The sequence below is a fragment of the Rhodococcoides navarretei genome, assembly GCF_038069675.1.
Taxonomy (GTDB): Bacteria; Actinomycetota; Actinomycetes; order Mycobacteriales; family Mycobacteriaceae; genus Rhodococcoides; species Rhodococcoides navarretei.
Genome location: NZ_JBBPCN010000001.1, coordinates 4,871,442 through 4,897,652, shown reverse-complemented (window position 1 = coordinate 4,897,652; position 26,211 = coordinate 4,871,442). Strand labels below are relative to the sequence as shown.

The following is a 26,211-nucleotide window of genomic DNA, read 5'->3' as shown; positions in this document are numbered from 1 at the left end:
GCTGATGAAGATCGTCGTCGGGGATCGCAACATCCTGCCGCACCGCGAGCAGTTCGAGTCGGGATTGCCTGTTGGCGCAGAGGTGATCTGGTGCGTGCCGTTCGACGAGGGTCGGGTCATCGGCGAACTTGCCGACGCGGACGTGTACGTAGGCGGCAAGTTCAGCGCGGCCATGGGTGCCGCAGCGCCGAAGTTGCGTATGGTGCACGTCGCGGGTGCCGGAACGGACAACGTCGATCGCTCCGGGCTAGGTCCTGATGTGCAGGTGTGCAGCACCTTTCATCACGAGCAATCGATCGCCGAGTACGTCGTGGCGGCGACGGTGATGCTGCGCCGACAGTTTCTGCAGCAGGATCGCGCACTCCGCTCCGGTGTGTTCGCTACTGCCGTCTACGACCCGAGCATCGCGCAACCGTTGTCGCTGAGCGGTGCCCGCATCGGATTCGTCGGATTCGGACATATCGGTAGGCGGACCTGGCAGCTGTTTCAGGCGTACGGCGCAGTGGGTGCAGCGGTCACCGGGAGCGGTCGGGCTCCGGACGGGGGTCTCCAATGGGTTGCCGGTACAGAGGATCTGGGAGAACTAGCGGACTTCGCCGATGTTCTTGTGGTCTCTGCGCCGTTGAACGAGCGCACCCGCGGCATGATCGGAGTCGAGGAACTCCGCAGGCTCGGCAAGGACGGAGTTCTCGTCAACGTCGGTCGTGGTCCGTTGGTGCAGGAGCAACCGCTGTTCGACGCATTGTCGCGCAACGAGATTGCCGCCGCTGCGATCGACGTGTGGTATCGCTACCCCGGGCCGGACGGCGTGGGAGAACCGAGTGTGTTGCCGTTTCGCGATCTCGACAACGTGCTGATGACGCCACACTCGTCGGGCGTCACGCACCATACGTTCGTGGGCCGAGTCGCGGATATTGCGTCGAACATCGATGCTCTGGCGGCATCGATAAACCGATAATCGGTGTTGGACCCACATCGGTTGCGTCAAATAGTCTGTGAGACAACGCGAATCGACGACACCAGGAGCCCGAGATGACCATCGCCACAGACAAGCCGACCAGCGGCCTCACCGCCCCGGATGCTGCGATCACCGCACTGGCCGCCGGTGCGGCCAGCATCGATCGCATCGCCGAGGTCACGCTGTCCTCGATCGTGCTACCGCTGAGGAATCCGATCAGCGACGCCAAGGTGCTCACCGGCCGGCAGAAGGCGATGACCGAGGTGGTGTTCCTGTTCGCCGAGATTCGTACCGAACAAGGCCATGAGGGGATCGGTTTCGGGTACTCCAAACGCGCGGGCGGGCCGGCCCAATTCGTTCATGCCCAGGAAATCGCTCCGGTACTCATCGGCGAGGACCCGAACGACATCGGCAAGATCTGGACGAAACTGGTGTGGGCCGGAGCCTCGGTGGGGCGTAGCGGTGTTGCCACGCAGGCGATTGCAGCAATCGACATCGCGCTGTGGGATCTCAAAGCCAAGCGTGCTGGGTTGCCGCTGGCAAAGCTGATCGGCTCGTCGCGCGATTCGGTGCAGACGTACAACACCTCCGGCGGGTTTCTGCACACTCCGATCGAGGAGGTCATGGAGAACGCTGCCATCTCACTGGCCAACGGCATCGGTGGCATCAAACTGAAAGTGGGCCAACCGGATTGGCGCACCGACATCGCTCGCGTCACCGCGGTCCGCGAGTTTCTGGGTGACGACGTCCCCCTGATGGTCGATGCGAATCAGCAATGGGATCGACCGACGGCGCAGCGTATGGGCCGCATCCTCGAACAGTTCGACCTCGTGTGGATCGAGGAGCCGCTCGACGCGTACGACGCAGAGGGACACGCCCAACTCGCTCGTAGTCTCGACACCTCGATCGCGACGGGTGAGATGCTGGCCAGCGTCAGCGAGCACGTGCGCCTCATCGAGGCCGGCTCGGTCGACATCCTGCAACCCGACGCTCCCCGCATCGGCGGCATCACGCAGTTCCTGAAGTTGGCCACACTGGCCGAGCATCACAATCTGCAGCTCGCCCCGCATTTCGCCATGGAGATCCACCTGCACCTCGCGGCGGTGTATCCACTGCAGACGTGGGTGGAGCACTTCGACTGGCTGGAACCGTTGTTCGACGAGCACCTCGAGACACGAGACGGACGCATGCATCTGTCCGCTCGGCCGGGGCTCGGATTCACGTTGAGCGAGCAGGGTCGGGCCTGGACAGTGGCGAACATGGTGGTGCGCTAGCTGGTAGCAGCCCCGGTCACATGGGAAGGATGCGGCGCATGAGCGATCTGGCTGCGGCGACGACGAGCTGCCGATTGTGCGTGTGCACGAACTCGAATCGACGGTCCGCGTCGGCGCAGTCCGTATCACCCAGATCGCGGGCGATGAGCGCCGAGAAATAGTGCTGACCGACCGCGGTGATCGTCCACTCTCTGGTGAACTCTTCGTTGGGGTCGAGATCTGCTCCGCGGACACCCGGAGCAGGCTCCCCTCCCAGGCCGACGCCCACGGCCGCGACAAATGCATGCTTGGTGGCCAGCCAGGCGTACTGGTCGGCGACGGGCGGGCTGAACCATCGGGAATGCTGGAAGGTGGACATGAGGGCCAGCGAATCGTTGGTATCGCGGGCGTGGTCCTCGATCTGGCGGGAGATGGCGCGGATGAAGGCTTTGGTTCCGATCGACGGAGCCACGAGCTCGAACAGATCCGATGGCAGGTTCGGCACCAGGCCGGAGTTCGGAACGGGCTCGCTCAGAATCGACAGCGCACCTGGTGCGGTCCGCACCGACTCGGGCAGCGGACCGGGCCTTCCGAACAGCCAACCCTGGCCCAGTGCCGCCCCGAGTGAGTGAGCGCGGGCGAGGTGTTCGTCGTTTTCGATGCCCTCTGCCAGAACAGTCGCCCCGGTCGCCTCGGAATGCGCTCGTACCGCGGCGATCACGCGCGCCTGCGCTCGATTCGGATCTCGCTGGACCAACGAACGGTCGAGCTTGATGATGTCCGGTGCAACGAACTCGAGCATGGTCATCGTGTCCGGATGCACGCTGATGTCGTCGAGGGCGATGCGGCATCCTGCCCGCCGACCGTCGGCAACCGCGGCCAGCAACACTGCGGGATCGGCCAGCAGTGACCTCTCCGTCAGCTCGAGCACCACGGAAAATCGGCCCTCGGCTGCTGCGAACGCGCGCTTGGCACCGTCGGTCGGCCCGGTCGCGGTGTGAGGTTCTACGTTGACGAACAAGCACAGTTCCTGTGCCATCCCTGCAGCGAGTGCCGCGTCGACCGCGCCTGTGCGACACGCCCAATCGAGATCGTCCACCACGCCCAGATCTGCCGCCGTCGAAAACACGGAATCCAGGTCGAGTAGGGGCCACTCGGGCCACCGCGCCAGAGCCTCGTACCCGAGGACGGTGCCGGTGCCGAGTTCGATCACGGGTTGGAACACCGGGCGGACAGCGTTCACATCAGCGAGGGCAGAGGCGATCGCCTCGTGCGAGGAACGCTCGCGCACAGCGTCGTCCGGCATGAAGATGTCCTTTTTCGCGATCGAACATTGAGCTTCAGCTCAATTCCGACGTTACCCGCCCGGAGCGAGTTCAGCGTGGAACCGCGGCCGGCTGGGTAGACGAAGAGCCCGGAGCCGATGCGTACGTCGTGGCAAGCCGACATCGAGAGCAACCGTCAGCCCGTCGTCGTCCGCGCCGACGGACGAATCCCACCACTGCGCGGAGCGCACAGTACTGTTTCTCGAGTGACAGACGCTCACCAGGCATCGCGATGGTCCGCGATCTTTCGACCCACGCCGGTTCGGGTCATGGCGTCCGGCTTCGCGCTTGCCATTGTCTTCGGGGCAGGCGTGCTGCTGATTCCGGGCTCCACCCAGTCCGGGAGTGAGGCCGGAGTACTGCAGGCGTTGTTCACGTCCACCTCGGCGGTCAGTTTGACGGGCCTGATCGTGGTGGACACCCCGGTGTACTGGTCGGGCTTCGGGCAAGGAGTGATACTCGGTCTGATCCAGATCGGTGGATTCGGCATCATGACGATCGCGTCGTTGGTCGGTTTGGTGCTCGCCGACCGAATTGGGCTGCGTGGCAGACTCAATACCGCTGCAGAGGTACGTACCTCCGGGCTCGGCGACGTTCGCAGCGTTGTCATCGGAGTGTTCCGAACCAGCCTGCTGATCGAGACCGTCGTCGCGATCGCTCTTACGCTCAGGTTCGCGATCGGGTACGGCGAAAGTCCCGGTCGGGCGATCTGGCTCGGTGTCTTCCATTCCGTGTCGGCGTTCAACAACGCCGGATTCGCTCTCTTCAGTGACAACATGATCGGATTCGCCACCGACCCGTGGATCTGTGTTCCAGTGATGGTCGCCGTCGTGCTGGGAGGCATCGGCTTTCCGGTTCTGTTCGAGCTGTTCCGGCATGTCCGGCGGCGTCGGGGCCGGCAGAGATGGTCGCTGCACACCCGCCTGACGCTCTCGGTCACCGGCGTTCTACTCGTGGTGGGACCGGCGCTGGTCCTGTTGCTCGAGTGGTCCAGGACGCTCGGCGGTTACGGGATCTGGGACAAGATGCTGGTCGCCACGTTCCAGGGCGTCATGCCGCGTACCGCAGGCTTCAACAGCGTCGACTACGCCGACGTCGACAACGCGACCCTGTTGGTCACCGACGTTCTCATGTTCATCGGTGGCGGCAGTGGCGGCACCGCAGGCGGCATCAAGGTCACCACGTTCGCCCTGTTGCTGTTCGTCATCCTCGCCGAAATTCGCGGCGATCGCGATGTGAGCATCTTCGATCGCAGGATCGACCCGCGCGTACAGCGCCAGGCGTTGACCGTGGCCCTGATCGGCGTCGCCCTGGTCATGCTCCCGGTCGTGGCGTTGCTGGCGGGCACGGACTTCGACCTCGACGTCCTGCTGTTCGAGGTCGTCTCGGCCTTCGCCACCGTCGGTCTGTCCACCGGCATCACCGCGCAGTTGCCCGGGTGGGGTCAGGTGATTCTGATCGTTCTGATGTATCTGGGCCGCATCGGTTCCATCACCCTGGTCAGTGCCCTTGCTGCCCGCGACCGCGGTCGGCGTTACACGCTCCCCACCGAAAGGCCGTTCATTGGCTAGGAAACCGTCCTCCGAAGTCGTCGTCGTCCTCGGCCTCGGCCGCTTCGGCAAGTCGCTGGCACTGGAACTGATGGGCCAGGGCGTCGAGGTTCTCGGCATCGACACCGACGAGGCTGTGGTGCAACGTGTCTCGGACCGGCTCACACACGCCGCCGTGGCCGACACCACCGACGAGGAGTCGTTGCGGCAACTGTCGGTGCACGAGTACGACCGCGCAGTCGTGGGCATCGGATCGGATCTGGAGGCGAGTCTGTTGACTGCATCCGCGCTGATCAACCTGTCGGTGACCAACATCTGGGCCAAGGCGATCAGCAACGCGCACGCCAAGATTCTGACTCAGATCGGCGTGCATCATGTGGTCCGACCCGAACACGACATGGGCAAGCGCGTCGCCCACCTGGTCCGCGGCCGCATGATGGACTACATCGAATTCGACGACGGTTTCGCCATGATCAAGACCTCTCCACCCACCTCCATCATCGGAAAGAAGTTGGGCGAGAGCGGAATACGTACCAAGCATCGTGTCACCGTCGTCGCGGTCAAGCGTCAGGGTGAGGGATTCACCTACGCCACGGCCGACACGGTGATCGGCGCAGGCGACACCGTCATCGTCTCCGGTCAGGTTCGAGACGCCGAACGTTTCAGTGAGTCGACCTGAGTGATTCCAGCGTCGCGCGTGCTCCTCGCTCCTGCAGAGACGACAGCTGTTTCGTGTACTCGGCGACGAAGCGCTCGTTGTCGATCAGATCGCCGAACACTGACCGGTTCGCGATGAACGCTGTGGGGTTCTCACGCTGGCTCTGCGCGATCGGCACCAGCGAGTCCTTCAACTGATCGACGATCTCGATGGGCTCGCCGGCTTCGTCGACGGCCTCGGCGTAGCGAGCCCAACTGGCCACCACTGCGGTGGAGCGGGCGATCTCCCCGCCGGTCTCGAGGTTCTTGCGGATGACGGGTAAGAGCCACTTGGGAATTCGATCCGAGGACTCGGCGCACAGACGGGCGACGGTATCGCGGATTTCCGGGTTGGAGAACCGCTCGATCAACGTCTTCTTGTAGTCGGTCAGATCGATGCCGGGGACCGGCTGCAGCGTCGGGGTTGCCTCCTCGTCCATGTAGGCGAGCAGGAAGTCCGCGAACAGCGCATCCTGGCAGACCTCGTGGACGAGGCGATAGCCACTGAGGTAACCGAAGTACGCGAGCGCCTGATGGCTGGCATTGAGCAACCGCAGCTTCATCAGTTCGTACGGGGTGACATCCTCGACCACCTGAACGCCCACATCCTCCAGCGGCGGACGGCCGAGGGTGAACTTGTCCTCCAGCACCCACTGCGTGAACGGTTCGCCCGCGACGGGCCACTGGTCGTCGATCGCATATCGCACCGAAAGCTGTTCGGTCACTTCCGGCGTCGTGACCGGTGTGATGCGATCGACCATCGAGTTGGGGAACGCCCCTTCGGCGTCGATCCAGTCGGCCAATGCCGGGTCCTTCAGGCGTGCGAACGTCGTGAACGTCGACTGTGCCATGTGGCCGTTGCCCTCGATGTTGTCACAGGACATGACAGTGAACGGCGTCATGCCACGTTCCTTGCGTCGGGCCAGCGCCTCGATGACGAGCCCGAATGTCGTTGCGGGTACTGCGCCGTCGGCCAGGTCGGCGACGATGGCCGGGTTGTCCGCGTCGAACTCGCCGGTGGTCGCCGAGAAGTTGTAGCCGCCCTCGGTGATGGTGAGCGAGACGATCTTGGTCGTGTCGGCGGCCATCTTCTCGATCACGGCCTCGGCGTCGTCCGGTGCGAAGAGGTACTCGACGATGGATCCGATGACGCGGGTGTCCCACGTGCCGTCGGAATGCTTGAGCGCCAGGGTGTACAGGCAGTCCTGTGCCTGCATGACGTCGTGCATTCGCCGGTCTCCTGGCATCACCCCGACTCCGCAGATTCCCCAGTCCAGTGCCTGCCCCTGCTGCAACAGGCGGTCGACATACATTGCCTGGTGGGCGCGATGGAAGCCGCCGACACCGAAATGCACGATGCCCACCGTCACTTCGGATCGGTCGTACGTCGGAACTGCGACGTCCTCGATGAAGTCGGCGAGGTTCTGCGAGTTCAGCTTCATGCGTTCGTCTCCTTCGAAAGTCCTGGAATGACTACGGCTTTGATGCTTCCGGGTTGCCTGTCGGCGTTCAATGCATCCTCCACGCCGTCGAGTCCGAACCTCGCCGTCACCATAGCGTCGAGATCCACCATGCCCGACGCCACCAGCGCGCGTGCGATCGGCCACGTGTTGGCATAGCGAAAGACGCCGGTGAGCAGCAACTCTCGGTTCTGGATCACCGAGATCGGCAGTGGGTAGTCCGACCCGCCCATGCCGACGAGGACGACAGTGCCTGCGGGTCGGACCGCATGAATGCCGTCGATCACGGCTCGGGCCGCACCGGAGGCGTCGATGAAGGCGTCGACCGTCACGGCACGCACGTCCTCGGCGGCGGGGTCGATCACCCGCGTCGCACCGAATTTCTCTGCGTTGGCGCGGCGGGAAGCGTCGATATCGGTGACGATCACCTCGGTGGCACCGAAGGCGCGCGCGACCTGCGCAGTGACGAGACCGACGGGACCCGCTCCTGCGATGAGCACGCTCGAACCGGCGGAGATGCGTGCCTTCTGGGCCGACGCGATGCCGACCGACAGTGGTTCGAGGAGGGCGGCTGCCTCGTCGGAGATGTCGTCGGGGACGTCGTGCGCGAAGGTCGATTGGATCAGCACGTACTCCGCGAGCGCTCCGTCGATGGGCGGCGTCGCGAAGAATTCCATGGCCGGGCACAGGTTGTAGCGACCTGCACGGGATTGTGCGCTGGTGGGATCGGGGCGCTGCGGCTCGATGGACACTCGCTGTCCGATGCGGGTGTCGGAGACTTCGGTGCCCACGGCCACGATGACGCCCGCCGCCTCGTGTCCGAGTACGAGGGGGCCGTCGACCACGTAGTCGCCGATGCGTCCCTCGCGGTAGTAATGCGCGTCGGAACCGCACACTCCGACTGCCGTGACCTGCACGAGGACCTCGTCGTGCGCGGGCGTGGGGACGGGCCGTTCGGCGAGTCGTATGTGCTGCACTCCGGTCAGGACGCTGACCTGCATGGACTGTGGCACGGGTCGCTGTGTGCGAGGGGGTGTTGTGTAGATCACACCTTAATGTTAGCTTAGTGAGCAGATGAACACGAGTTGAGCATCTGCTCACGACTTGGGGAGGCGACATGGATGGATCGAGATCCGATCCAGCGGGGTCACAGGCTCCGCGGTCCGGAGAGGACCTCCGCCTGGCTCTGCGTGCCGCGACCATGTACCACCTCGAAGGCGCGACTCAGGCCGAGATCGCCGTGAAGCTCGGCGTCTCGCGGCCGACAGCAGGACGGTTGGTGGCTCGCGCTCGCACCCAGGGGCTCGTGACGATCGAGATCAACGTCCCCGACGATCTGCAGGGCACCGTGCATGCGGACGTCGAGCGCGAGCTCGAAGCGAAGTTCGGACTCACCGAGGTGCTGGTCGTGTCGGACGTCATCGACGGCACGGACACCGGCTACGGGTCCCTGGGTCGTGCGGCAGCGACGTTGCTCTCCCGTCGACTCAAGGATCGTGATGTCCTCGGCTTCACATGGGGACCCGAGACGGTGGCGGTGGCGAGCTCGCTGAAGACTCGAGCCACCAAATGTGCTGCGGTGGTGCAACTCGACGGTTCCATCACCTCGGCCGACTATCAGACCGGTGTCGAGTACACACTCGGACGGTGCGCTGCGTATCTGCAGGCGACACCCATCAGGCTCAACGCGCCGCTGTACGCCGATCAGGCGACTGTCGTTGCGTTGGAGCAGGATTCCGTGATCTCTCGCGCCCTCAAAGCCGGGACCGATGCCGATGTGATGATGTACGGCATCGGTCCCGTTTCCACGTCCACCACGTTGTTCGAGGGTAGCTTCATCGACCTCGATGTGCTCGACGAACTGCGCAGACTCGGCGCGGTCGGTGAGATCGGTGGCCGGTTCTACGACGCCGACGGCAACGACACCGGAGGGTCGCTCCCCGGCCGCACCGTGTCGGTGGGACTCGACGCCATCAGGGCGTGCGACCGGGCCGTGCTGGTCACCGGCGGAAAACGAAAACACGAAGCGCTGCTCGGTGCGCTTCGCGGTGGACTGGCATCGATCCTGGTCACCGACATCGACAGCGCGCGTTGGCTCGTCGATAGATCCACATCAGCGTCGAATGGAAAGGTATCTCAGTGAAAGCTTTACCGAAAGTGGTTGTCGCGACCTCGCTCGCGACGACCTTGGTGCTGTCCGGATGTGCCGGTGCCGGCTCGTTCGGTGGTGACGGTGACGGTACGACGATCACCGTCGCGATCGTCTCGAATTCACAGATGTCCGATGCCATCTCGCTTGCGTCCGAGTTCGAGGCGGAGAACCCGGGCATCAATCTCAAGTTCGTGTCGTTGTCGGAGAACGAGGCCCGTGCCAAGATCACGGCCTCGGTGGCAACCGGCGGCGGTGAGTTCGACGTGGTGATGATCAGCAACTTCGAGACCCCGCAGTGGGCCGAGAACGGTTGGCTCACCAATCTTTCCGAGTACGCGGACGCCACGCCGGGGTACGACGAGGACGACTTCATTCCGACGTTGAAGGAATCGCTGTCGTACGAGGGCAGCATGTACTCCGTGCCGTTCTACGGTGAGTCGTCGTTCCTGATGTACCGCAAGGACCTGATGGAGCAGGCCGGTATCGACATGCCGGCCGAGCCCACCTGGCAGCAGGTGGCCGATGCCGCTGCTGCACTCGACAGCCCCGGACTGTCCGGAATCTGCCTGCGCGGCAAGCCCGGCTGGGGTGAGGTGCTCGCTCCGCTGAACACGGTCATCAACGCGTTCGGTGGCCGCTGGTACGACGAGAACTGGAACGCTCAGCTGAACAGTCCCGAGGTCGTCGACGCCGTGGAGTTCTACGTCGACACCGTGCGCGAGCATGGTCAGGCCGGCGCGGCCACCAGTGGCTTCAGTGAGTGCGGAACGCAACTCTCACAGGGAAATACAGCGATGTGGTACGACGCCACCTCGGCCGTCTCGGTCCTCGAGGACCCGTCGTCGAGCAACGTCGTCGGGCAGATCGGCTACGCCAAGGCCCCGTCGGCGGTCAAGGGCGACAACGGCTGGCTGTACTCCTGGGCCCTGGGAATCCCCAAGACCAGCGAGGCCCCCGACGAGGCGTGGAAGTTCGTCTCGTGGATGACCAGCAAGGAGTACCTGAACAAGGTCGGTAACGAACTCGGTTGGGAGCGTGTGCCTCCCGGAAGCCGTCTGTCGACCTACGAGATTCCCGAGTATGCGGAGGCGTCGGCCGCCTACGGTCAGCTGACTCTCGACTCCATCGACAGTGCCGACCCGAACAACCCCACCGTGGATCCGGTTCCGTACACCGGTGTCCAATTTCTGACCATTCCCGAGTTCCAGGATCTCGGTACCCGGGTCAGCCAACAGATCAGCGCCGCGATCGCAGGACAGATCAGCGTCCAGGAGGCGCTCGACCAATCGCAGCAATACGCCGAAGTGGTCGGCAGGACGTATCAGGAGGACCAGGGATGACCACCACCGAAGAACGGACGGCTCCGACCGAACCGGAGAAGTTCGTACCGCGACCGAGAACGATCTCCAAGGCCGAGGGCTGGCGTCGACGCGGCCCGCTGTTGCCGGCGTTGGTGTTCGCCATCATCGTCACGCAGATCCCGTTCCTGTTCACGCTGTACTACTCGACGCAGTCCTGGAACCTCGTTCGTCCGGGTTCGCGTGAGTTCAACGGTCTGAACAACTACATCGACGTGTTCCGCGACAGTCAGTTCCGCGAGGTCGCGATGAACACCGTGATCATGATCGTGGGAACGGTGATCATCTCGGTGATCCTCGGTCTGGCCCTCGCGTTGCTGCTCGATCGAAAGTTCATCGGACGCAGTCTGATCCGTACGTTGTTGATCACCCCGTTCCTCGTCACCCCGGTTGCCGGTGCGCTGATCTGGAAGACGACGATGTTCGATCCCGTCTTCGGTCTGATCAACTTCGCCCTGAGCCCGTTCGGTGTCGGTGAGATCGACTGGGTCTCGCGGTTCCCCTTGGCTGCGGTCATGACGAACCTGGTGTGGCAGTGGACGCCGTTCATGATGCTGCTGATTCTGGCCGGGCTGCAGTCCATGCCCAAGGACATCGCCGAGGCCGCACGCGTGGACGGAGCGGGCCCGTTCAAGCTCTTCCGTGAGCTGACGTTGCCGCACCTGCGCCGGTTCATCGAACTGGGCACGGTTCTCGGTGCGATCTACCTCGTCAACACCTTCGACGCCGTGTACATGATGACCTCCGGTGGACCGGGAGTCGCGTCGGCCAACCTGCCGTTCTACATCTACCAACGTGCCTTCCTCGGCTTCGACATCGGTCAGGCCGCGGCCATGGGCGTCGTCACCGTGGTGGCAACCATCATCCTCAGCACTCTGGCGCTGAGACTGATCTTCAAGAGCTTCAGCGCAAACGAGGAGGCGGCGTGATGAGCACGGCAACCACGAGCAAGAAGAAGGCCGTCGCGCAGACCTCGGACGGGCAGGAGATTCGTAAGAAGAGCAAGTGGGGACCGGGCACGATCTGGTCGTTCGTTGCCTGGGTGGCCGGTATCGCCTTCTTCTTCCCCGTGCTCTGGATGGTGATCACCGGCTTCAAGCAGGAGGCCGACGCCTACTCAAACCCGCCGAAGCTGATCTTCACCCCCACCCTCGATCAGTATCGTGGCGTCCTCGAGAGCGGCATCGGCACCACGCTGCTGAACTCGGCGTTCGCGACGGTCGTGTCGACGATTCTCGTTCTGCTACTGGGTGTTCCGGCGGCGTTCGCGCTGTCGCTGCGGCCGGTGAAAAAGACCCAGGACGTGCTCTTCTTCTTCATCTCGACCAAGATGCTGCCCGTCGTCGCTGTCATCGTGCCGTTGTACGTCATCGTCGGTGACATCGGCATGCTGGACAACATCTGGGCGCTGGTGGTTCTCTACACCGCGATGAATCTTCCTATCGCCGTGTGGATGATGCGTTCGTTCTTCATGGAAGTACCGTCGGAACTGCTCGAGGCCGCCAGCATGGACGGTGCGTCGCTGTGGACCTCGGTGCGTGAGGTGATTCTGCCGCTCGTCTCTCCGGGCATCGCGGCGACGTCGTTGATCTGCGTGATCTTCTCGTGGAACGAGTTCTTCTTCGCCGTCAACCTCACTGCTGTTCAGGCCCAGACGATTCCGGTGTACCTCGTCGGATTCATCACCGGCCAGGGCCTGTACTGGGCTCAGCTGTCCGCCGCTGCGACGTTCGCAGCACTCCCCGTCGTCCTTGCCGGATGGTTCGCGCAGAACAAGCTCGTGCGCGGCCTGTCCTTCGGCGCCATCAAATAGGAGAAAGTCTCATGGCTGCAATCACGTACAAGAAGGCATCCTGCGTCTACGAAGGTGCCGATTCGCTCGCCGTCGATTCCCTCGACCTCGAGATCGAGGACGGCGAGTTCGTCGTCCTGGTCGGACCGTCCGGCTCCGGCAAGTCCACGGCCCTTCGTATGCTCGCCGGTCTCGAGGAGATCGACGGTGGCGCAATCGAAATCGGCGGCAAGAACATGGTGGGCGTTCCGTCCAAGGACCGCGACATCGCCATGGTCTTCCAGAACTACGCGCTCTACCCCAACAAGACCGTCGGGGAGAACATGGGCTTCGCGCTCAAGATGCGCGGAGTCTCGCTCGAAGAGCGGACGAAGAAGGTGGCCGAGGCGGCGAAGGTTCTCGACCTCACCGAGTACCTGGACCGCAAGCCCGGCAAGCTCTCGGGCGGCCAGCGTCAGCGAGTTGCCATGGGCCGCGCCATCGTTCGTGAGCCGCAGGTGTTCTGCATGGACGAGCCGTTGTCCAACCTCGACGCCAAGCTACGGGTGCAAACGCGTACGCAGATCGCGGCGTTGCAGCGCAGGCTCGGCACCACGACCGTCTACGTCACCCACGATCAGGTCGAGGCCATGACGATGGGCGATCGTGTCGCCGTCCTTCGTGGTGGCAAGCTGCAGCAGTTCGCCTCTCCCACAGACCTGTACGACAACCCGGTCAACGCGTTCGTCGCAGGATTCATCGGCTCGCCGGCGATGAACCTGATGACGGTGCCCATCGGCTCGGGCGGCGTCCAGATCGGCAAGTTCCTGCTCCCGCTCGAGCGCGACGAGCTGACCAAGCTCGCGAGCCTGGGTATCGACGAGGTCACCATCGGAATGCGGCCCGAGAACCTCGGCATCGTCCACGGCGGCGGCGAGGGCTTCGAGGGCAAGGTCGATCTCATCGAGGAGCTGGGCAGCGAGTCCTACGTCTACGCGCACCTCGACGACCCGAAGGTCAAGGGACTCGACGGCGGACCCGTGTCGTTGGTTGCGCGTTCGGCAGTGCGCGCTCCGGCAAAGATCGGCGAGAGCATCGGCCTGACGCGACTCGACGGTGCAATCCACCTCTTCCACCCCGAGACGGGGGAGCGCATCTAACGCGGTCGGTACCCGGCTTTACGTGCCAGGATCAGTGCCGTCAGGAGGGCGGCACCCCAGAGCAGGAAGATGCCGTCGAAGAACAGGTGTCCGTACTTGACGCTTCGGTTCTCGTCCGAGGCGATCAGGCCGATCACCGCGCCGACGAACGACGCTCCGCCCCACAGGATCAGCAGCACAGAGCCGGGCCAGGATATGCCGAGAATCAACGACGGCAGCCGGGTCCGGTTCCGTGCTGCCAGGCGTGGCCGGTTCAGGTAGGCGAGGGCAGGGAAAATTGCCGCTGCGAGTTTGACCAGTGTGAGCACCAGCAGCGCCGTTCGCGCTGTCTGCGGTTCGGTGTCCACCCACTCTGTGGCGAAGGAGCCGACGGTATCGAGCATCCACCGCCCACCCGCGGCCCAATAGCCGGAGAACGCGGCGTGAACTATTCCCAGTGCACATGCGATCGCAAAGAATCCGATGGTCACGGTGATGGAGGCTAGCCGAGTCGGCACCCCCGTTCAGGGGTAGCGAGGGATTGTTCATCTCCCCTACCGTGGCGGTGATGGGCATCACAGGCTACGGAGGAAACATGGCCGAATCGGCGTACACGGCATTCAGGGACGCACGCGATCTACTGCTCGACACGTACGGCGAGTACGACCGAGCTGTATCGACTTTCGAGTGGCCGTCGTTCGGTGAGACGTTCAACTGGGCGATCGATTGGTTCGATGCGATCGCACGAGACAACGACGGCACTGCGCTGTGGATCGTCGAGGAGGACGGTAGCGAGGCCAAGTACAGCTTCGACGACATCGCGCGTCGCTCCGATCAGGTCGCCAGGTGGCTCGAGCAACAGGGCATCGGCCGCGGCGACTCGGTCATTCTCATGCTCGGCAATCAGGTGGAACTGTGGGAAGCGATGCTCGCGGTGATGAAGCTGGGCGCGGTCCTGATGCCGACCACCACGGCCATCGGATCCGCAGACCTGACCGATCGCGTGGTACGCGGCAATGCCCGCGCAGTGATCGTGAACCCCTCGGACACCGGCAAATTCGACGACGTCCCCGGTGACTACCTGCGTATCGCGACCTCCGCACACGACAGCTGGCTCGATTACTCCGATGCTCGATCCGTGGAGGCCCGGCCGTTCGAGTCCGTCACTGCGCCCGACGACCGCCTGCTGATGTACTTCACCTCTGGTACTACGAGCAAGCCCAAGCTTGTCGAGCACACTCAGATCTCCTATCCCGTGGGGCATCTGAGCACGATGTACTTCCTGGGGCTGCGGCCTGGTGACGTGCACCTGAACATCAGCTCGCCCGGGTGGGCCAAGCACGCGTGGAGTTGCTTCTTTGCGCCGTGGATCGCCGAGGCAACCATCTTCATCTACAACTACGGCAAATTCGACGCGAAGGCATTGCTCGAGCAGATCCGGCGGGCCGAGGTGACCACGTTCTGTGCACCACCGACGGTGTGGCGCATGCTGATTCAGGCCGATCTCGCCGGTGGCGGTGGTTCCCTACGCGAGGCCATCGGTGCCGGTGAGCCGCTCAACCCCGAGGTGATCGCCACGGTGCAGCGGGAGTGGGGTCTGAACATTCGCGACGGATTCGGGCAGACGGAAACCACTGCGCTGGTTGCCAATACACCGGGCGCAGTGCTCAAGTCCGGTTCGATGGGGAGGCCGCTGCCGGGTGTACCGGTGGTGATCGTCGACCCCACCACCGGCGAACTCGCCGACGAGGGCGAGATCTGCCTCGACCTGGCCCAGAATCCGTTCAACCTGATGACCGGCTACCTCGGAGACCCTGAACGCAATGCTGCCGTCATGGCCGACGGCTACTACCACACCGGCGACGTCGCATCACGGGACTCCGAGGGCTACATCACCTACGTCGGCCGCACCGACGACGTGTTCAAGGCCTCGGACTACAAGATCTCCCCGTTCGAGCTCGAAAGCGTACTCATCGAACACCCCGCCGTGGCCGAGGCCGCGGTGGTGCCCGCCCCGGACGAGACGCGACTTGCCGTCCCCAAGGCGTATGTGGCATTGGCGTCGGGCTGGGAACCCAACGAGGCCACGGCGTTCGAGATCCTCAAGTACGCCCGCGAGCACCTGGCCCCGTTCCTGCGCGTTCGACGTATCGAGTTCTTCGAGCTACCGAAAACCATCTCGGGCAAGATCCGCCGAGTGGAGCTGCGCGCTCGCGAGGACGCAGCCGTGGGTCCACTGGACACCGAGTGGCGTGACGATCAGTTCCCTGCGCTGAAGAGGTGATGTGGCTGTCCACTATTTGCTGTGGGAGGCGGGATCCCGATTCTCGACGCGAATAGTGGACACTCAGGTCAGTTGGTGCGGTCGCGCAGGGTTTCGCTTGCCGTAGGTGATGTGGCTGTCCACTATTTGCTGTGGGAGGCGGGATCCCGATTCTCGAGGCGAATTGTGGACACTCAGGTCACCTGCCCCAGAACCGTTCGAGGACGCCGAGTACCTCCTCGGAAGCGGCCATCGTTGTCGCGTGGTCGAAGCCGCGAATGACGTGCAATTCGGAGTTCGGAACCAGCGCGGCGGCGGCCCGTGTGTCGTCGAGCCTGGTGCCGTCCTGGCTGCCGACGTAGAGCAGCGACGGCTGGGTGAACCGCTGCAACGCCTCGTCGGGTAGGCCGGGATCGGCGTCGGACGCTCGGATGTACGCGGCCATGGCTCGAGCGTCGTTGGCGGAAAACACCGCTCGCGTTCCGGCGTCGATGGGGAACATGCGGTGGCTGCTCCACACCTCGAGAAAGCCGTCCATGCCGCGCTGCTCCAACACATCCGCGCATCCTGGAAAGAACAGGCGATCGAACGCGCCGGCCTGGGCGCCGTGACTACCGCCGCCGACGGCCAGTGATCGCACTCGCTCGGGCCTCGCCGCGGTCAACGCCAAGCCCGCCCGGGCCCCGAACGAATACCCCAGATAGTCGACGGTGTCGACACCCACTGCGTCGAGCACCGCCGTCAGATCGCCGACGATGTTGCCCATTGCGTAGGCGTCGGGAGTATGCGGCTTCTCGCTGCGGCCGTGCCCGCGACTGTCGATCAGAATCAACTGTCGACTGCCACGTAGCGCCTTCACATAGCCGAACGTCCGCCAAATCGTGTGCGTCAGAAAACTGCCGTGCACCATCAACAACGGCGGTCCGGACCCCACCACCGTGTACGCGATCCGTGTTCCATCATCTGCATTCGAGGCGTACTCCACCCCGCGATTGTCTTCCTTCGAGTCCACTCAACGTGACATTGACCCCCACAAAGGCCACCAAATGTCACATTGAGTCCCTACGGGGTGGGCGCTTCTTCGGCGGACGCGGAGGTGGGGGTGAGGTCGATGGTGCGGGTGGGGGCGATGGCGTCGAGGAACGGTCGATCGTGGCTCGCGATGATCAGCGCACCCTCGAATTTCTCGAGTGCGTCGATCAGGTGCTGTCGGCTGGTGATGTCGAGGTTGTTGGTGGGCTCGTCGAGCATCAGTAGTTTCGGGGCAGGGTCTGCCAGCAGAATTCGCGCCAGTGCGGCCCGGAGTCGCTCTCCTCCGGAGAGGGTGGCGACGACGGCGTCGGCGTCGGATCCGCGGAACAGGAAGCGCGCGAGTTGTCCCCGGATCTGTTCGGCGGTGGCCTGTGGGGCTACGTCGGAAACGTTCTCGGCGACGGTGCGAGCTTCGTCGAAGACGTCGAGTCGCTGCGGCAGATACTTCCACGGCACCTCTGCCCCGGTGGCGTCCAAGGCCCGCAACAGGGTGGTCTTGCCGCTACCGTTCGGTCCGATCAGGGCGATGCGTTCGGGACCCACGATGCGGATGTCGTCGTGAGTCAGAACCACTTGTCCAGGATGAACTTTCGTTGCCGGGAGCTCGACGCGAATCTCGCGGTCGTCGCGCAGGAGATCCTCGGCGGCCGACAGTGATGATCGGGCGTCGTCGACGCGGTCGCTGTGGGTTCCGCGAAGTTTGCCGGCTGATTCCTGGGCGGCCCGCTTGCGTCGGCCTGCAAGGATCGGAGGCACGCGTTTCTGTTCTTCCATCTTCTTGCCGAAGCGCAGGCGTCTGTCGAGTTTGATCTGTGTGTCGATCAATTCGCGTTCCTGCTTGCGGACGTCGTTCTTGGCGTCGCGGATAGTTGCCCGTGCCGCCTCCTGTTCTGCGTCGACCACCGAGCGGTAGTGCTGATAGTTGCCGCCGAACATGCGCAGCCGCGAGACTCCGCTGCGCTCGGCCCGGACCTCGGCGATGGTGTCGACGCGTTCGAGCAGCTCGAGATCGTGAGTGCACACGATCAGCACGCCCGTGTAGCCGTCAACTGCCGTGTACAAGCGTTCTCGCGCAACCTGATCGAGGTTGTTGGTGGGCTCGTCCAGCAGCAGTACGTCGGGCTCGGCCAATAGCTCTGCCGTGAGAGCGAGCAGCATGGTCTCGCCGCCCGACAGGGTGCCGACCCGTCGATCGAGGTCATCGAGAGAGCCGACGATGCCGCCGAGTCCGAGCTTGCTCAGCAGTGCCAGAGCGCGTTCCTCGACGTCCCAGGCGGACCCGACGATCGCGAAGTCGTCCTCGGTAGACTCTCCGGACTCGATGCGGTGCAGTGCTTTTCGCACGGAATCGATCGCCAGAACCCGATCCACGGGCAGGTCGGGGTCCAGGGCGACGTCCTGACGCAGGTACCCCAAGACACCCGGTATCGAGATGGACCCTCGTTGCGGTGTCGACTCCCCGGCGAGCAATCGCAGGAGCGTCGACTTCCCGGCACCGTTGGATCCGATGAGACCTGTTGTGCCGCTGGGGAAGATGGCCGACAAGGCGTCGAACACGGGGTCGCCGTCGGGCCAGGAGAACGTCAGGTTCGAGACAGAAAGGGAGGATGAATGAGGCATGGGCGCTCCAAAGGTGTGCATGCGGACGATCTGCAGGCGTCTAGAACCTCTGGAAGAGCAATGGCCTCTCCGAATCTGTGGGCAACAAGGCGAGAACCACGCTAGCCCCGCACCCGACGAGCGCGCAAGCGAATTACACCGTGGGGCCCTTCTTGCGCAGTTCGTCGACCGTCTCCATGGCTCCGCGCAGTTCGTCGAGCCACTCCTGTGTGTGTTCACCGACCAGCTTGACGGCCCAGGCGAGGGCGTCGGCGCGAGACCGGGCCACGCCGGCGTCGACGAGGGTGTCCAGGACACGACGCTCGGGCTGACGTAGGCGGGTCATGACCGGTACCGCGAGGTGGGTGAACAGAACAGTTTCGGATCCGGTTCTCACTCCCCAGGCGACCTTGCGTCCGTACCGCTTCTCGGCCTCGTCGGCGATCTGCATGCGGTCGCCGCGGGTCGTTTCCCGGAACCGCGCGATACGGCCCTCGGTGGCTGCGGGTGAACTGTCCTGCTCTGCAGGCAGTGTCCCGACGACGACGATCTCCTCTCGATCGACCTCGACGGAGGCGGCACCGTCGAACCAGGTGTCCGGGAGTCGGCCACCGAACCAGTCGGCTGCGTCGGTGGCGTCCGGAATGTCTGCGTGCTGCCAGCCGCCGGGGCGACCGAACGAGCGTCCGTTGGGTTTCATGTGGGCTCCCGAGATTGTGGTTGTAAGACTGATTACATAATTACACCCAATTTCAGGATCGTGCCACCAGTGTTTCGCGGAGGCGCTGGGGCATGATCGACTCCGTGCGCACTTCGAGAAGACCGACGACTCTGGCCGTGATCGTGTCCGTATCGGCGTTGGTGCTTGCCGCCTGCGGTCAGAGTGGTCCGGATCAGCCGCAGACGGTCGCCGAGCAGTTCGCGGCCGCGGTGAACAGCTCGAACATCGATCAGGCGGCGGCGTTGACCACCGATCCGGCGGGTGCGACGGCAGCGCTCACCGCGTTGTACGACGGTTTGTCCGGCGGCGGAACGGTCACGGCAACTCCCGATTTCGAGGCCGTCGACCCCAACGAGGACGCCGGTTCGTTCACGTTGAATGCCGACTGGCGCTTCTCGACGACCACCGACGGCACCGCCGAACCCGACGGTGAGCCGAAGGAGTGGAGCTACACCACCTCGGCGACCGCGACGGAGACCGAGCAGGGTTGGAAAATCGCGTGGGATCCGGCGATGTTGGCACCGGGGCTGACGGCCGACTCGTCGGTGCGCTTCACACCGACCGACGCACTCGTCGCACCGCGCATCTTCGACGGCAACGGCGTCGAGCTCATGTCGCAGCAGGTGGTCACCCTCGTCAACGTCGATGCGACAGCGGATCCGGCAGCGGTCGCGAACCTCGTCGGATCCGTCGTTCCGGGCATCACAGCAGAGTCGGTCGCGGCGACTATTGCTGGCGCGCAAGGTAATTCAGCGACAATCGTCACTCTCCGTCAGGCGGATATCGATCCCATCGGTGCCCAGCTCGCGACCGTCCCCGGAGTCACGCTGGCTCCGCAGACGCGACTGCTCGCCACCGACCGCAACCTCGTATCGCCGGTGCTCAGCGACCTGACGACGCTGTGGGAGCAGGAGCAGGCGGCCAATCGTGGGTGGGCCGTGCAGGCCGTCGCCGCCGACGGCACCATCACTCCGCTTGCCGGACGCGATGCGGGAACCGGCGACGACATTGCGACCACCCTGGACTCGGCTCTGCAGCTCAAAGCCGAAAATGCCCTCGCGTCGCTGCCGCAGCAGGCCGCGATCGTCGCGCTTCGGCCGTCGACGGGAGCGGTTCTCGCCGTGGCGCAGAATGCCGCCGCGGACGCCGAGGGGCCGATCGCGCTGACCGGTCTGTACCCGCCGGGGTCGACGTTCAAGACGGTGACGACCTCGGCTGCACTGCAGTCCGGTGCCGTCACTCCCGATACCGTGCTGGCGTGCCCGGCGACCGAGAACATCGAGGGCAGGCAGATCCCGAACGACGACAACTTCGATCTCGGTGAGGTGCCGCTGCACACCGCCTTTGCCAAGTCGTGCAACACGACGATGGGCCGCCTCGGCGTGGCTCTCCCGCCGAACGGACTGACCGACGCGGCCGCGCAATACGGCCTCGGCGTCGACTACGTAACCCCCGGTTTGACGACGGTCACCGGTTCGGTGCCGTCGGCCGACACCCCGGCGCAGCGCGTCGAATCCGCCATCGGTCAGGGGCAGGTGACCGCGTCGCCGTTCGGAATGGCGATGGTCGCGTCCTCGATCGCGAACAACGGCTTGCTCCCACCGACGGTTGTCGCAGGTGAGCCCGGCGTGGGAAACATGCAGCCGGCAGCGGTGAATGCGCAGGTCACCGAGGAGGTCAAAGCCATGATGCGCGAGACCATCACCGGCGGCACGGCTACGGCGCTCAACGGCATCCCCGGGTTGCTGGGCAAGACCGGCACCGCTGAGTTCGGTGCGAACAACGAGGGCGCTCACGGCTGGTTCGTCGGGATTTCCGGTGATCTGGCGTTCGCGGTCTTCGTGAACAACGCGGGCAGCTCGACGCCGGCCATCGAGGCTGCGGGACGTTTCCTGAGGTGAACAGCCTCAGGTAAACAGACCACGCCGTATCCCAATCGTGACCGGCTCGTATGAATCCCGTGCTTGTTACTCGTGTGACTACAGTGAATATTGTGACTCATGAGTTCTATGAGTCGTGCCCGTCGTGGCCCGCGCAAGGTCCGCGGTCGCTACCTCGTCGCTGTTGCAGCATCGGCGACGTTGACGGTCTCGGCAGTGTTCTGGATGGTCGATCGCCCGCCGAGCGAGGCCGAGGTGCTGGTCTCGAAGTTCGTCGATGCTCTGGACAACCGAGACGTCGCGACGGCTGCTGCGATGACGACCTACCCGAACGCCGCGACGGCCGCGCTGAACCAGATGTTCGACGGCTTGTCGGCCGGCGGCACGTCCACCGGCGATTTCGATCTGACCCAGTACATGGACCTCTCCGACGAGAGTGGCTTCTTCACTCTCGCGTCCGCGTGGAACTTCGGTGAGGGCAAGGACTGGAAGTACAGCGCACAGGGCTCGACCAAGAAGCTCAGCGTCGGCTGGCGCATCGCGTGGGATCCGGCCACCCTCGTTCCCGACCTCGCCTCGGGCGGATCTGTTCGCTACACCCGCACCGACGCCGCGCCGCCGCTGATCTTCGACGCCGCGAACAACGTGCTGATGAGCGAGCGAACCATCAACGCCATTACCCTCGACCCGGCGCAGATGAGCGATCCGGCGGCGTCCACCGCACAACTCGCGGACGTCATCGACGTCGTCGCACCGCTCATCACCTCCGAATCGATGCTGGCAGAGTTGAATTCGTCCGGCGGTGCGCCGATCACGGCAGTGACTCTGCGCGACGACGACTTCGCCGTCCTCGAAGACGACCTGCGAGCCGTGCCGGGAGTGGTGGTTTCTCCGCAACCCAAGCTCATCGTCGACGACCGTCGGATCACCTCACCCGTGCTCGACTCCCTGCGCAGCGCCTGGCAGGCCGGACGCGACGCCACCGCAGGCTGGGCCGTCGACACCTACACCGTCGACGGCACCGGCGAACGCCGCGTCGGATTCCAAGGACCCGGCGGACCGGACCTGCACGCGACGCTCGATCCGCGCGTCCAGCTGGCAGCCGAGAACGCAGTGGTCATGGCGGGGTCGTCGGCGTCGATCGTCGCACTGTCCACCACGACCGGCGCGATTCTCGCTGCGGCACAGAACAGTTACGCGAACGAGCAGGGCGACGTCGTGTTCGGGGGCTCCTACCCGGCCGGCACCGCGTCCGAGTTGGTGAGAGCAGTGCAGTCCGATCGCGGTGACGCCAGCGCCGAGGACGCGGCTGCGGGGCTCGGTCTCGGAATCAGCTACTCGATGCCCGGGCTCGATGCCTACACCGGTACCCCCGCCGACAGTCGCAGCGCGATCGACGGCATCAGGACCGTGTCCACGTCCTCCGGGGACGAGGCGACGGTGACGCCGTTCGGACTCGCGCAGATGGCGGCCGCGATCTCCCGGGGCAGCGCTCCGATTCCGACGATCGTCGCCGGTCAGACCGCCGTCGCGAATCGGGAGTCCGTGGCCATCGGTTCCGATGCGGCAAATCGATTGCGCGGCATGCTCGCCGACTCGTCGAGGAGCAGCGGCCTCGATACGTTCGACGGTGTGCAGGGATTCGCCGGGGAAAGTGCCGACGATCGCTTCGTGCTCGCCACCAGCGGTGACGTCGCGTTCGCGGTCTACATCGAGGACGCAGACGGTGGAGATCAGGCAGTGCGCATGACGAGCCGGTTGCTGCAGGAGATGGCCAACCCCGTCGAGTGATGTGGACCAGATAGTTAGGCACGGTAGTTTTGTTCGGTGACTGTGCTCGATTTCGGACTTCTGGTGGTGGCCGGGTTCTTCGCTGGGCTCATCGGGTTCGTCACCGGGCTCGCCTCGCTGGTGTCCTATCCGGCTCTGCTGGCGGTGGGTCTACCTGCGGTGTCCGCGAACGTGACGAACACGGTCGCGTTGGTCGCCGCCGGGGTGGGCGCGACGGCGAGTTCCTCGGCCGAGCTGGCCAAGGACGGCAAGCAGTTGGTTCGGTACGCGATCTATTCCGCGCTGGGCGGTAGCACCGGCGCCGTTCTGTTGCTCGTCACCCCGGACGGTTCGTTCGAGGCGGTTGTCCCGTTCCTGGTGGCGATGGCAGCCATTGCGCTCCTGCTGCAGCCGAGCATTCGAAAGCTGTCCGGAGACAAGCAGTTTCCGACGCTCTATCCCCTGGCATTGTTCGCCGTCGCGATCTACGGCGGCTATTTCGGTGCCGGAGCAGGCGTCATATTTCTAGCGCTGGCGTTGATTTGCACCGCGGATACCTTTTGGCGCGCAAGCGTTCTGAAGAGCTTCTTCCTCGGTATCGCCAATCTCATTGCTGCCATCATCTTCGCGTTCTCCGGCCAGGTGAACTGGTGGGCTGCGCTCGCACTGGCGATCGGGTGTTTCGTCGGCGGCGCGTGCGGGCCGCCGACGGTCAAGGTGATCTCACCGATCGTGTTGCGCATCGGCGTCGGGATTCTGGGTCTCGGTCTCGCCGGTTGGCTGGGCTACCAGGCGTTCGGCTGAACGGTGCAGGTGCTCTGACTGTCCACTATTTTGGCCGGGAGGCGCGATCCCGCTTTTGGACCGGAATAGTGGACACTCAGGTCACCTGTTCGCTACTTGCTCGACGGTGCGCCGAGGGTGATCAGCTCCGGTGCCGCAGGGGCTCCGCAACAACCGCCGGTCGACGGGGCGTCGGGCTCGTCGAACAGGCCTGCGCCACCGCAGACGCCGGTGTCGGGAAGCGTCAGCTCCACCTTTCGCGCGCCCTCGTGATCGCCTGCGAGTTCGGCGGCGATGCTGCGAACCTGCTCGTATCCGGTCATCGCCAGGAATGTCGGGGCACGGCCGTAGCTCTTCATGCCCACCAGGTACAGGCCCGGTTCGGGCTGGGTGAGTTCCTCGACGCCGTGCGGGGACACCGATCCGCAGGAGTGCATGTTGGGGTCCACCAACTCTGCGACGAATCTCGGTGCCTGCAGGGTTGCATCGAGATCGAGGCGCACTTCGGACAGCCAGGACAGATCCGGTCGGAAGCCGGTGAGTGCGACGATGCGATCGACGTTCTCGATGCGAGTCCCGCCGTCGCCCACGAGGGCGAGCCGATCACCGTGCACAGCAACGGCTTCGGTGCGAAATCCGGAGACCACGGTGAGGAAGCCGTCGTCGACGGCCTTCTTGGCGCGTTGGCCCAGAGCGCCGCGGGCGGCGAGTTCATCGGCTTCGCCGCCGCCGAAGACCTCCGCGGTGACGCCTCGGCGCACGGCCCAGGTGAGCGTCGTACCGGGCTCGTCCGCGGCCAGTTCGGCGAAAGTGATGATCGCGGTCAGAGCGGAGTGACCGCTGCCGGCGATGACGATGTGCTTGCCTGCGAAGGTGGATCGAACGTCCGGATCGGTCAGGTCGGGCACCCGGTACTCGATCCGATCTGAGGCGACCTTCTCACCGATGGCCGGAAGACCCTCGCTGCCCAGTGGATTCGGTGATCCCCAGGTGCCGGATGCGTCGACGACGGCGCGGGCGAGGATGCGTTCCTCGCTGCCGTCGGAGTGGCGGATGTGCACCGACAGCGGTTCGGTGTCGCGGCCGGCGTCGACCACGCGGTCGCGTCCGTGGCGAGCGACGCCGACCACCTCGGAGTCGGTTCGGACGGCATCGCCGAGAACGGCGGCGAGGGGCGCGAGGTACTGCTCCACCCATTCGCGTCCGGTGGCGTAGGTGTCGCCGTCCGGCGCGGTCCAACCGGTGGGTTCGAGCAGTCGGGCAGCAGCGGGGTCGACGATCTCGGACCACGGGGAGAACAGCCGAACGTGATTCCACTCGGACACTGCCGATCCGGCCGACGGTCCGCGTTCGAGAACGACTACGTCGGAACCGGTTTCGGTCAGATGCGCCGCGGCGGCCAGGCCGATGGGCCCTGCGCCGACCACCACTACGGGGTGTGTCTTCATGGCTGATCTACCTTTCTTCTTCGAATGACAGTGTCCACGGCTGCACGCGCTGTGCGGCCGACACCGATGAGCGTTGCCGACGCCGGGCCGGTCCAGTCGCCGTAGCCGAGAAACAGCAGGTTCGGCTCGTCTCGAACATGGTTGCCGTCCAGCACGATTCCCGACTTGCCGGTGTGCAGGTGCAACGGTTGCAGATGCCGCAGAGCAGGGCGGAAACCGGTGCACCACACGATCGCATCCAGCATCTCTGTCGTGTGCCCGTCGGTGACGCCGTCGGAGGTGATTGCGGTGAACATCGGCCGAGCATGCAGAACTCCACGATCGCGCGCGTCCTTCACCGGCGGGACCATGACGATGTCTCCCAGGCCGGCGACCCCGCCGGAGTCCGCTTCGCCCTCGGCGAGAGCGCGGGCCCGATCGCTGGCGACATCGAACAGCACTCGGCCGTCGACCTCGTCGGGTAGAAACCTGGGCTCGCGGTTGGTGAACCACGCGGTGTCGGCTACGGTGGAGATCTCGGCCAGGATCTGTGCGGCCGAGTTTCCGCCGCCGACAATCCCTACTCGCTTGCCTACGAACCTATCCGGTGTTCGGTAGTCGGCAGCATGCAGTTGCGATCCCGCGAACTGTCGCAGCCCGGGGTAGCTGGGCCAGAACGGTCGCGACCACGTCCCGGTGGCATTGATGACCGTTGTGGCGCAATACGAGTCACCGTCCGTATCGACTCGATAGCCTTCGGTCGTACGATGCACCGACTTCACGTCGACGGGCCTGCGCACCGGCAACTCGTACTTCTTCTCGTATGCCCGCAGGTAGTCGACGACGTGCGACGCCGGAGGAAACCCGTTGGGCCACCCAGGCATCGGCCAACCGGGTAGTCGTGAATACTCCGCCGGCGAGAACAGGTGCAGCGATGGCCAGTAGTCCTGCCAGGAGCCGCCGGCATGCGTCTGGTTGTCGAGTACGACGAAGTCCAGCCCGGCTCGTCGCAGGTAGTAGCCGGCGGCCAGTCCTGCTTGACCGCCGCCGATCACCACCACCTCCGAAGTCATG

At 64.6% G+C, this 26,211-nt stretch carries 22 protein-coding genes; 13 read left to right on the top strand and 9 right to left on the bottom strand.

The genetic code is table 11. The annotated features are described in order from the left end of the window. The first annotated feature begins 4 nt into the window (after positions 1-4). Both AABD04_RS23140 and AABD04_RS23135 read left to right on the top strand, forming a co-directional pair. Positions 5-958 carry a 2-hydroxyacid dehydrogenase gene (locus tag AABD04_RS23140; protein ID WP_341443123.1) on the top strand — a complete coding sequence of 318 codons (954 nt, stop codon included), beginning with the start codon at positions 5-7 and terminating at the stop codon, positions 956-958. 74 nt (positions 959-1,032) lie between these two features. After that, positions 1,033-2,232, top strand: a complete 1,200-nt coding sequence (locus tag AABD04_RS23135; protein ID WP_341442635.1) for an L-talarate/galactarate dehydratase — start codon at positions 1,033-1,035, stop codon at positions 2,230-2,232. Positions 2,233-2,248: 16 nt separating this feature from the next. Here the strand turns inward: AABD04_RS23135 and AABD04_RS23130 are convergent, their stop codons facing one another. After that, the gene (locus AABD04_RS23130) at positions 2,249-3,517 is read right to left on the bottom strand and encodes a sensor domain-containing phosphodiesterase (protein WP_341442634.1); all 1,269 of its coding nucleotides are present in this window, start codon (positions 3,515-3,517) and stop codon (positions 2,249-2,251) included. 288 nt (positions 3,518-3,805) lie between these two features. On the opposite strand from AABD04_RS23130, the gene AABD04_RS23125 reads away from it, so the two are divergent. Both AABD04_RS23125 and AABD04_RS23120 read left to right on the top strand, forming a co-directional pair. Continuing rightward, positions 3,806-5,107 (top strand): TrkH family potassium uptake protein, encoded by a 1,302-nt coding sequence (locus AABD04_RS23125; RefSeq protein WP_341443122.1) that lies wholly within the window; start codon positions 3,806-3,808, stop codon positions 5,105-5,107. Further along, the gene (locus tag AABD04_RS23120) at positions 5,100-5,765 is read left to right on the top strand and encodes a potassium channel family protein (RefSeq protein ID WP_341442633.1); all 666 of its coding nucleotides are present in this window, start codon (positions 5,100-5,102) and stop codon (positions 5,763-5,765) included. The genes AABD04_RS23125 and AABD04_RS23120 overlap by 8 nt, the downstream gene beginning before the upstream one ends. On the opposite strand, the gene AABD04_RS23115 is transcribed toward AABD04_RS23120, so the two are convergent. Together AABD04_RS23115 and AABD04_RS23110 are read right to left on the bottom strand one after the other, a co-directional pair. Then, positions 5,749-7,224 (bottom strand): mannitol dehydrogenase family protein, encoded by a 1,476-nt coding sequence (locus AABD04_RS23115; RefSeq protein ID WP_341442631.1) that lies wholly within the window; start codon positions 7,222-7,224, stop codon positions 5,749-5,751. The two genes, AABD04_RS23120 and AABD04_RS23115, sit on opposite strands and share 17 nt — an antisense overlap. Continuing rightward, positions 7,221-8,243: an NAD(P)-dependent alcohol dehydrogenase gene (locus AABD04_RS23110; RefSeq protein WP_341443121.1), complete on the bottom strand. Its 1,023-nt coding sequence runs from the start codon at positions 8,241-8,243 to the stop codon at positions 7,221-7,223. The genes AABD04_RS23115 and AABD04_RS23110 overlap by 4 nt, the downstream gene beginning before the upstream one ends. 116 nt (positions 8,244-8,359) lie before the next feature. On the opposite strand from AABD04_RS23110, the gene AABD04_RS23105 reads away from it, so the two are divergent. Genes AABD04_RS23105 through AABD04_RS23085 form a run of 5 tightly spaced genes read left to right on the top strand, consistent with a single transcriptional unit; the run spans position 8,360 to position 13,683 of the window. After that, positions 8,360-9,385: a sugar-binding transcriptional regulator gene (locus AABD04_RS23105; RefSeq protein WP_341442630.1), complete on the top strand. Its 1,026-nt coding sequence runs from the start codon at positions 8,360-8,362 to the stop codon at positions 9,383-9,385. Next, the gene (locus AABD04_RS23100) at positions 9,382-10,734 is read left to right on the top strand and encodes an ABC transporter substrate-binding protein (protein ID WP_459112820.1); all 1,353 of its coding nucleotides are present in this window, start codon (positions 9,382-9,384) and stop codon (positions 10,732-10,734) included. The genes AABD04_RS23105 and AABD04_RS23100 overlap by 4 nt, the downstream gene beginning before the upstream one ends. Continuing rightward, positions 10,731-11,681, top strand: coding sequence for a carbohydrate ABC transporter permease (locus AABD04_RS23095; protein ID WP_243595250.1), 951 nt, complete (start codon positions 10,731-10,733; stop codon positions 11,679-11,681). The genes AABD04_RS23100 and AABD04_RS23095 overlap by 4 nt, the downstream gene beginning before the upstream one ends. Then, positions 11,681-12,565, top strand: coding sequence for a carbohydrate ABC transporter permease (locus tag AABD04_RS23090; RefSeq protein WP_341442629.1), 885 nt, complete (start codon positions 11,681-11,683; stop codon positions 12,563-12,565). The genes AABD04_RS23095 and AABD04_RS23090 overlap by 1 nt, the downstream gene beginning before the upstream one ends. Positions 12,566-12,576: 11 nt before the next feature. Beyond that, positions 12,577-13,683, top strand: coding sequence for an ABC transporter ATP-binding protein (locus AABD04_RS23085; protein WP_341442628.1), 1,107 nt, complete (start codon positions 12,577-12,579; stop codon positions 13,681-13,683). Here the strand turns inward: AABD04_RS23085 and AABD04_RS23080 are convergent. Beyond that, complete coding sequence (locus AABD04_RS23080; protein ID WP_341442627.1) at positions 13,680-14,153, bottom strand: DUF3995 domain-containing protein; 474 nt, start codon at positions 14,151-14,153, stop codon at positions 13,680-13,682. The two genes, AABD04_RS23085 and AABD04_RS23080, sit on opposite strands and share 4 nt — an antisense overlap. 104 nt (positions 14,154-14,257) lie before the next feature. Here AABD04_RS23080 and AABD04_RS23075 point away from each other — a divergent pair, with 104 nt between their 5' ends. After that, positions 14,258-15,946 (top strand): AMP-binding protein, encoded by a 1,689-nt coding sequence (locus AABD04_RS23075; RefSeq protein WP_243595330.1) that lies wholly within the window; start codon positions 14,258-14,260, stop codon positions 15,944-15,946. A gap of 178 nt (positions 15,947-16,124) precedes the next feature. Here AABD04_RS23075 and AABD04_RS23070 read toward each other — a convergent pair whose 3' ends face one another. From AABD04_RS23070 to AABD04_RS23060, 3 genes are all read right to left on the bottom strand, one after another. After that, positions 16,125-16,937 (bottom strand): alpha/beta fold hydrolase, encoded by an 813-nt coding sequence (locus AABD04_RS23070; protein WP_423228180.1) that lies wholly within the window; start codon positions 16,935-16,937, stop codon positions 16,125-16,127. A gap of 50 nt (positions 16,938-16,987) precedes the next feature. Continuing rightward, entirely contained in the window at positions 16,988-18,577 is a 1,590-nt protein-coding gene (locus AABD04_RS23065) for an ABC-F family ATP-binding cassette domain-containing protein (protein WP_341442626.1), read from the bottom strand. 133 nt (positions 18,578-18,710) lie between these two features. Then, a complete protein-coding gene (locus AABD04_RS23060; protein WP_341442625.1) occupies positions 18,711-19,256 on the bottom strand; it encodes a hypothetical protein in 546 nt (181 codons plus the stop codon). Between the two features lie 92 nt (positions 19,257-19,348). On the opposite strand from AABD04_RS23060, the gene AABD04_RS23055 reads away from it, so the two are divergent. The 3 genes from AABD04_RS23055 (at position 19,349) to AABD04_RS23045 (ending at position 23,731) form a co-directional block, all read left to right on the top strand. Continuing rightward, a complete protein-coding gene (locus AABD04_RS23055; RefSeq protein WP_341442624.1) occupies positions 19,349-21,178 on the top strand; it encodes a penicillin-binding transpeptidase domain-containing protein in 1,830 nt (609 codons plus the stop codon). 108 nt (positions 21,179-21,286) lie between these two features. Next, positions 21,287-22,948, top strand: coding sequence for an NTF2-like N-terminal transpeptidase domain-containing protein (locus tag AABD04_RS23050; protein ID WP_341443118.1), 1,662 nt, complete (start codon positions 21,287-21,289; stop codon positions 22,946-22,948). 36 nt (positions 22,949-22,984) lie between these two features. Then, positions 22,985-23,731: a sulfite exporter TauE/SafE family protein gene (locus tag AABD04_RS23045; protein ID WP_341442623.1), complete on the top strand. Its 747-nt coding sequence runs from the start codon at positions 22,985-22,987 to the stop codon at positions 23,729-23,731. A 92-nt stretch (positions 23,732-23,823) separates the two neighbouring features. On the opposite strand, the gene AABD04_RS23040 is transcribed toward AABD04_RS23045, so the two are convergent. Continuing rightward, positions 23,824-25,254 carry an FAD-dependent oxidoreductase gene (locus AABD04_RS23040; protein ID WP_341443117.1) on the bottom strand — a complete coding sequence of 477 codons (1,431 nt, stop codon included), beginning with the start codon at positions 25,252-25,254 and terminating at the stop codon, positions 23,824-23,826. Next, positions 25,155-26,210 carry an ArsO family NAD(P)H-dependent flavin-containing monooxygenase gene (locus tag AABD04_RS23035; protein ID WP_341442622.1) on the bottom strand — a complete coding sequence of 352 codons (1,056 nt, stop codon included), beginning with the start codon at positions 26,208-26,210 and terminating at the stop codon, positions 25,155-25,157. Before AABD04_RS23035 ends, AABD04_RS23040 begins: the two co-directional genes overlap by 100 nt. Between the last annotated feature and the right edge of the window lies 1 nt (position 26,211).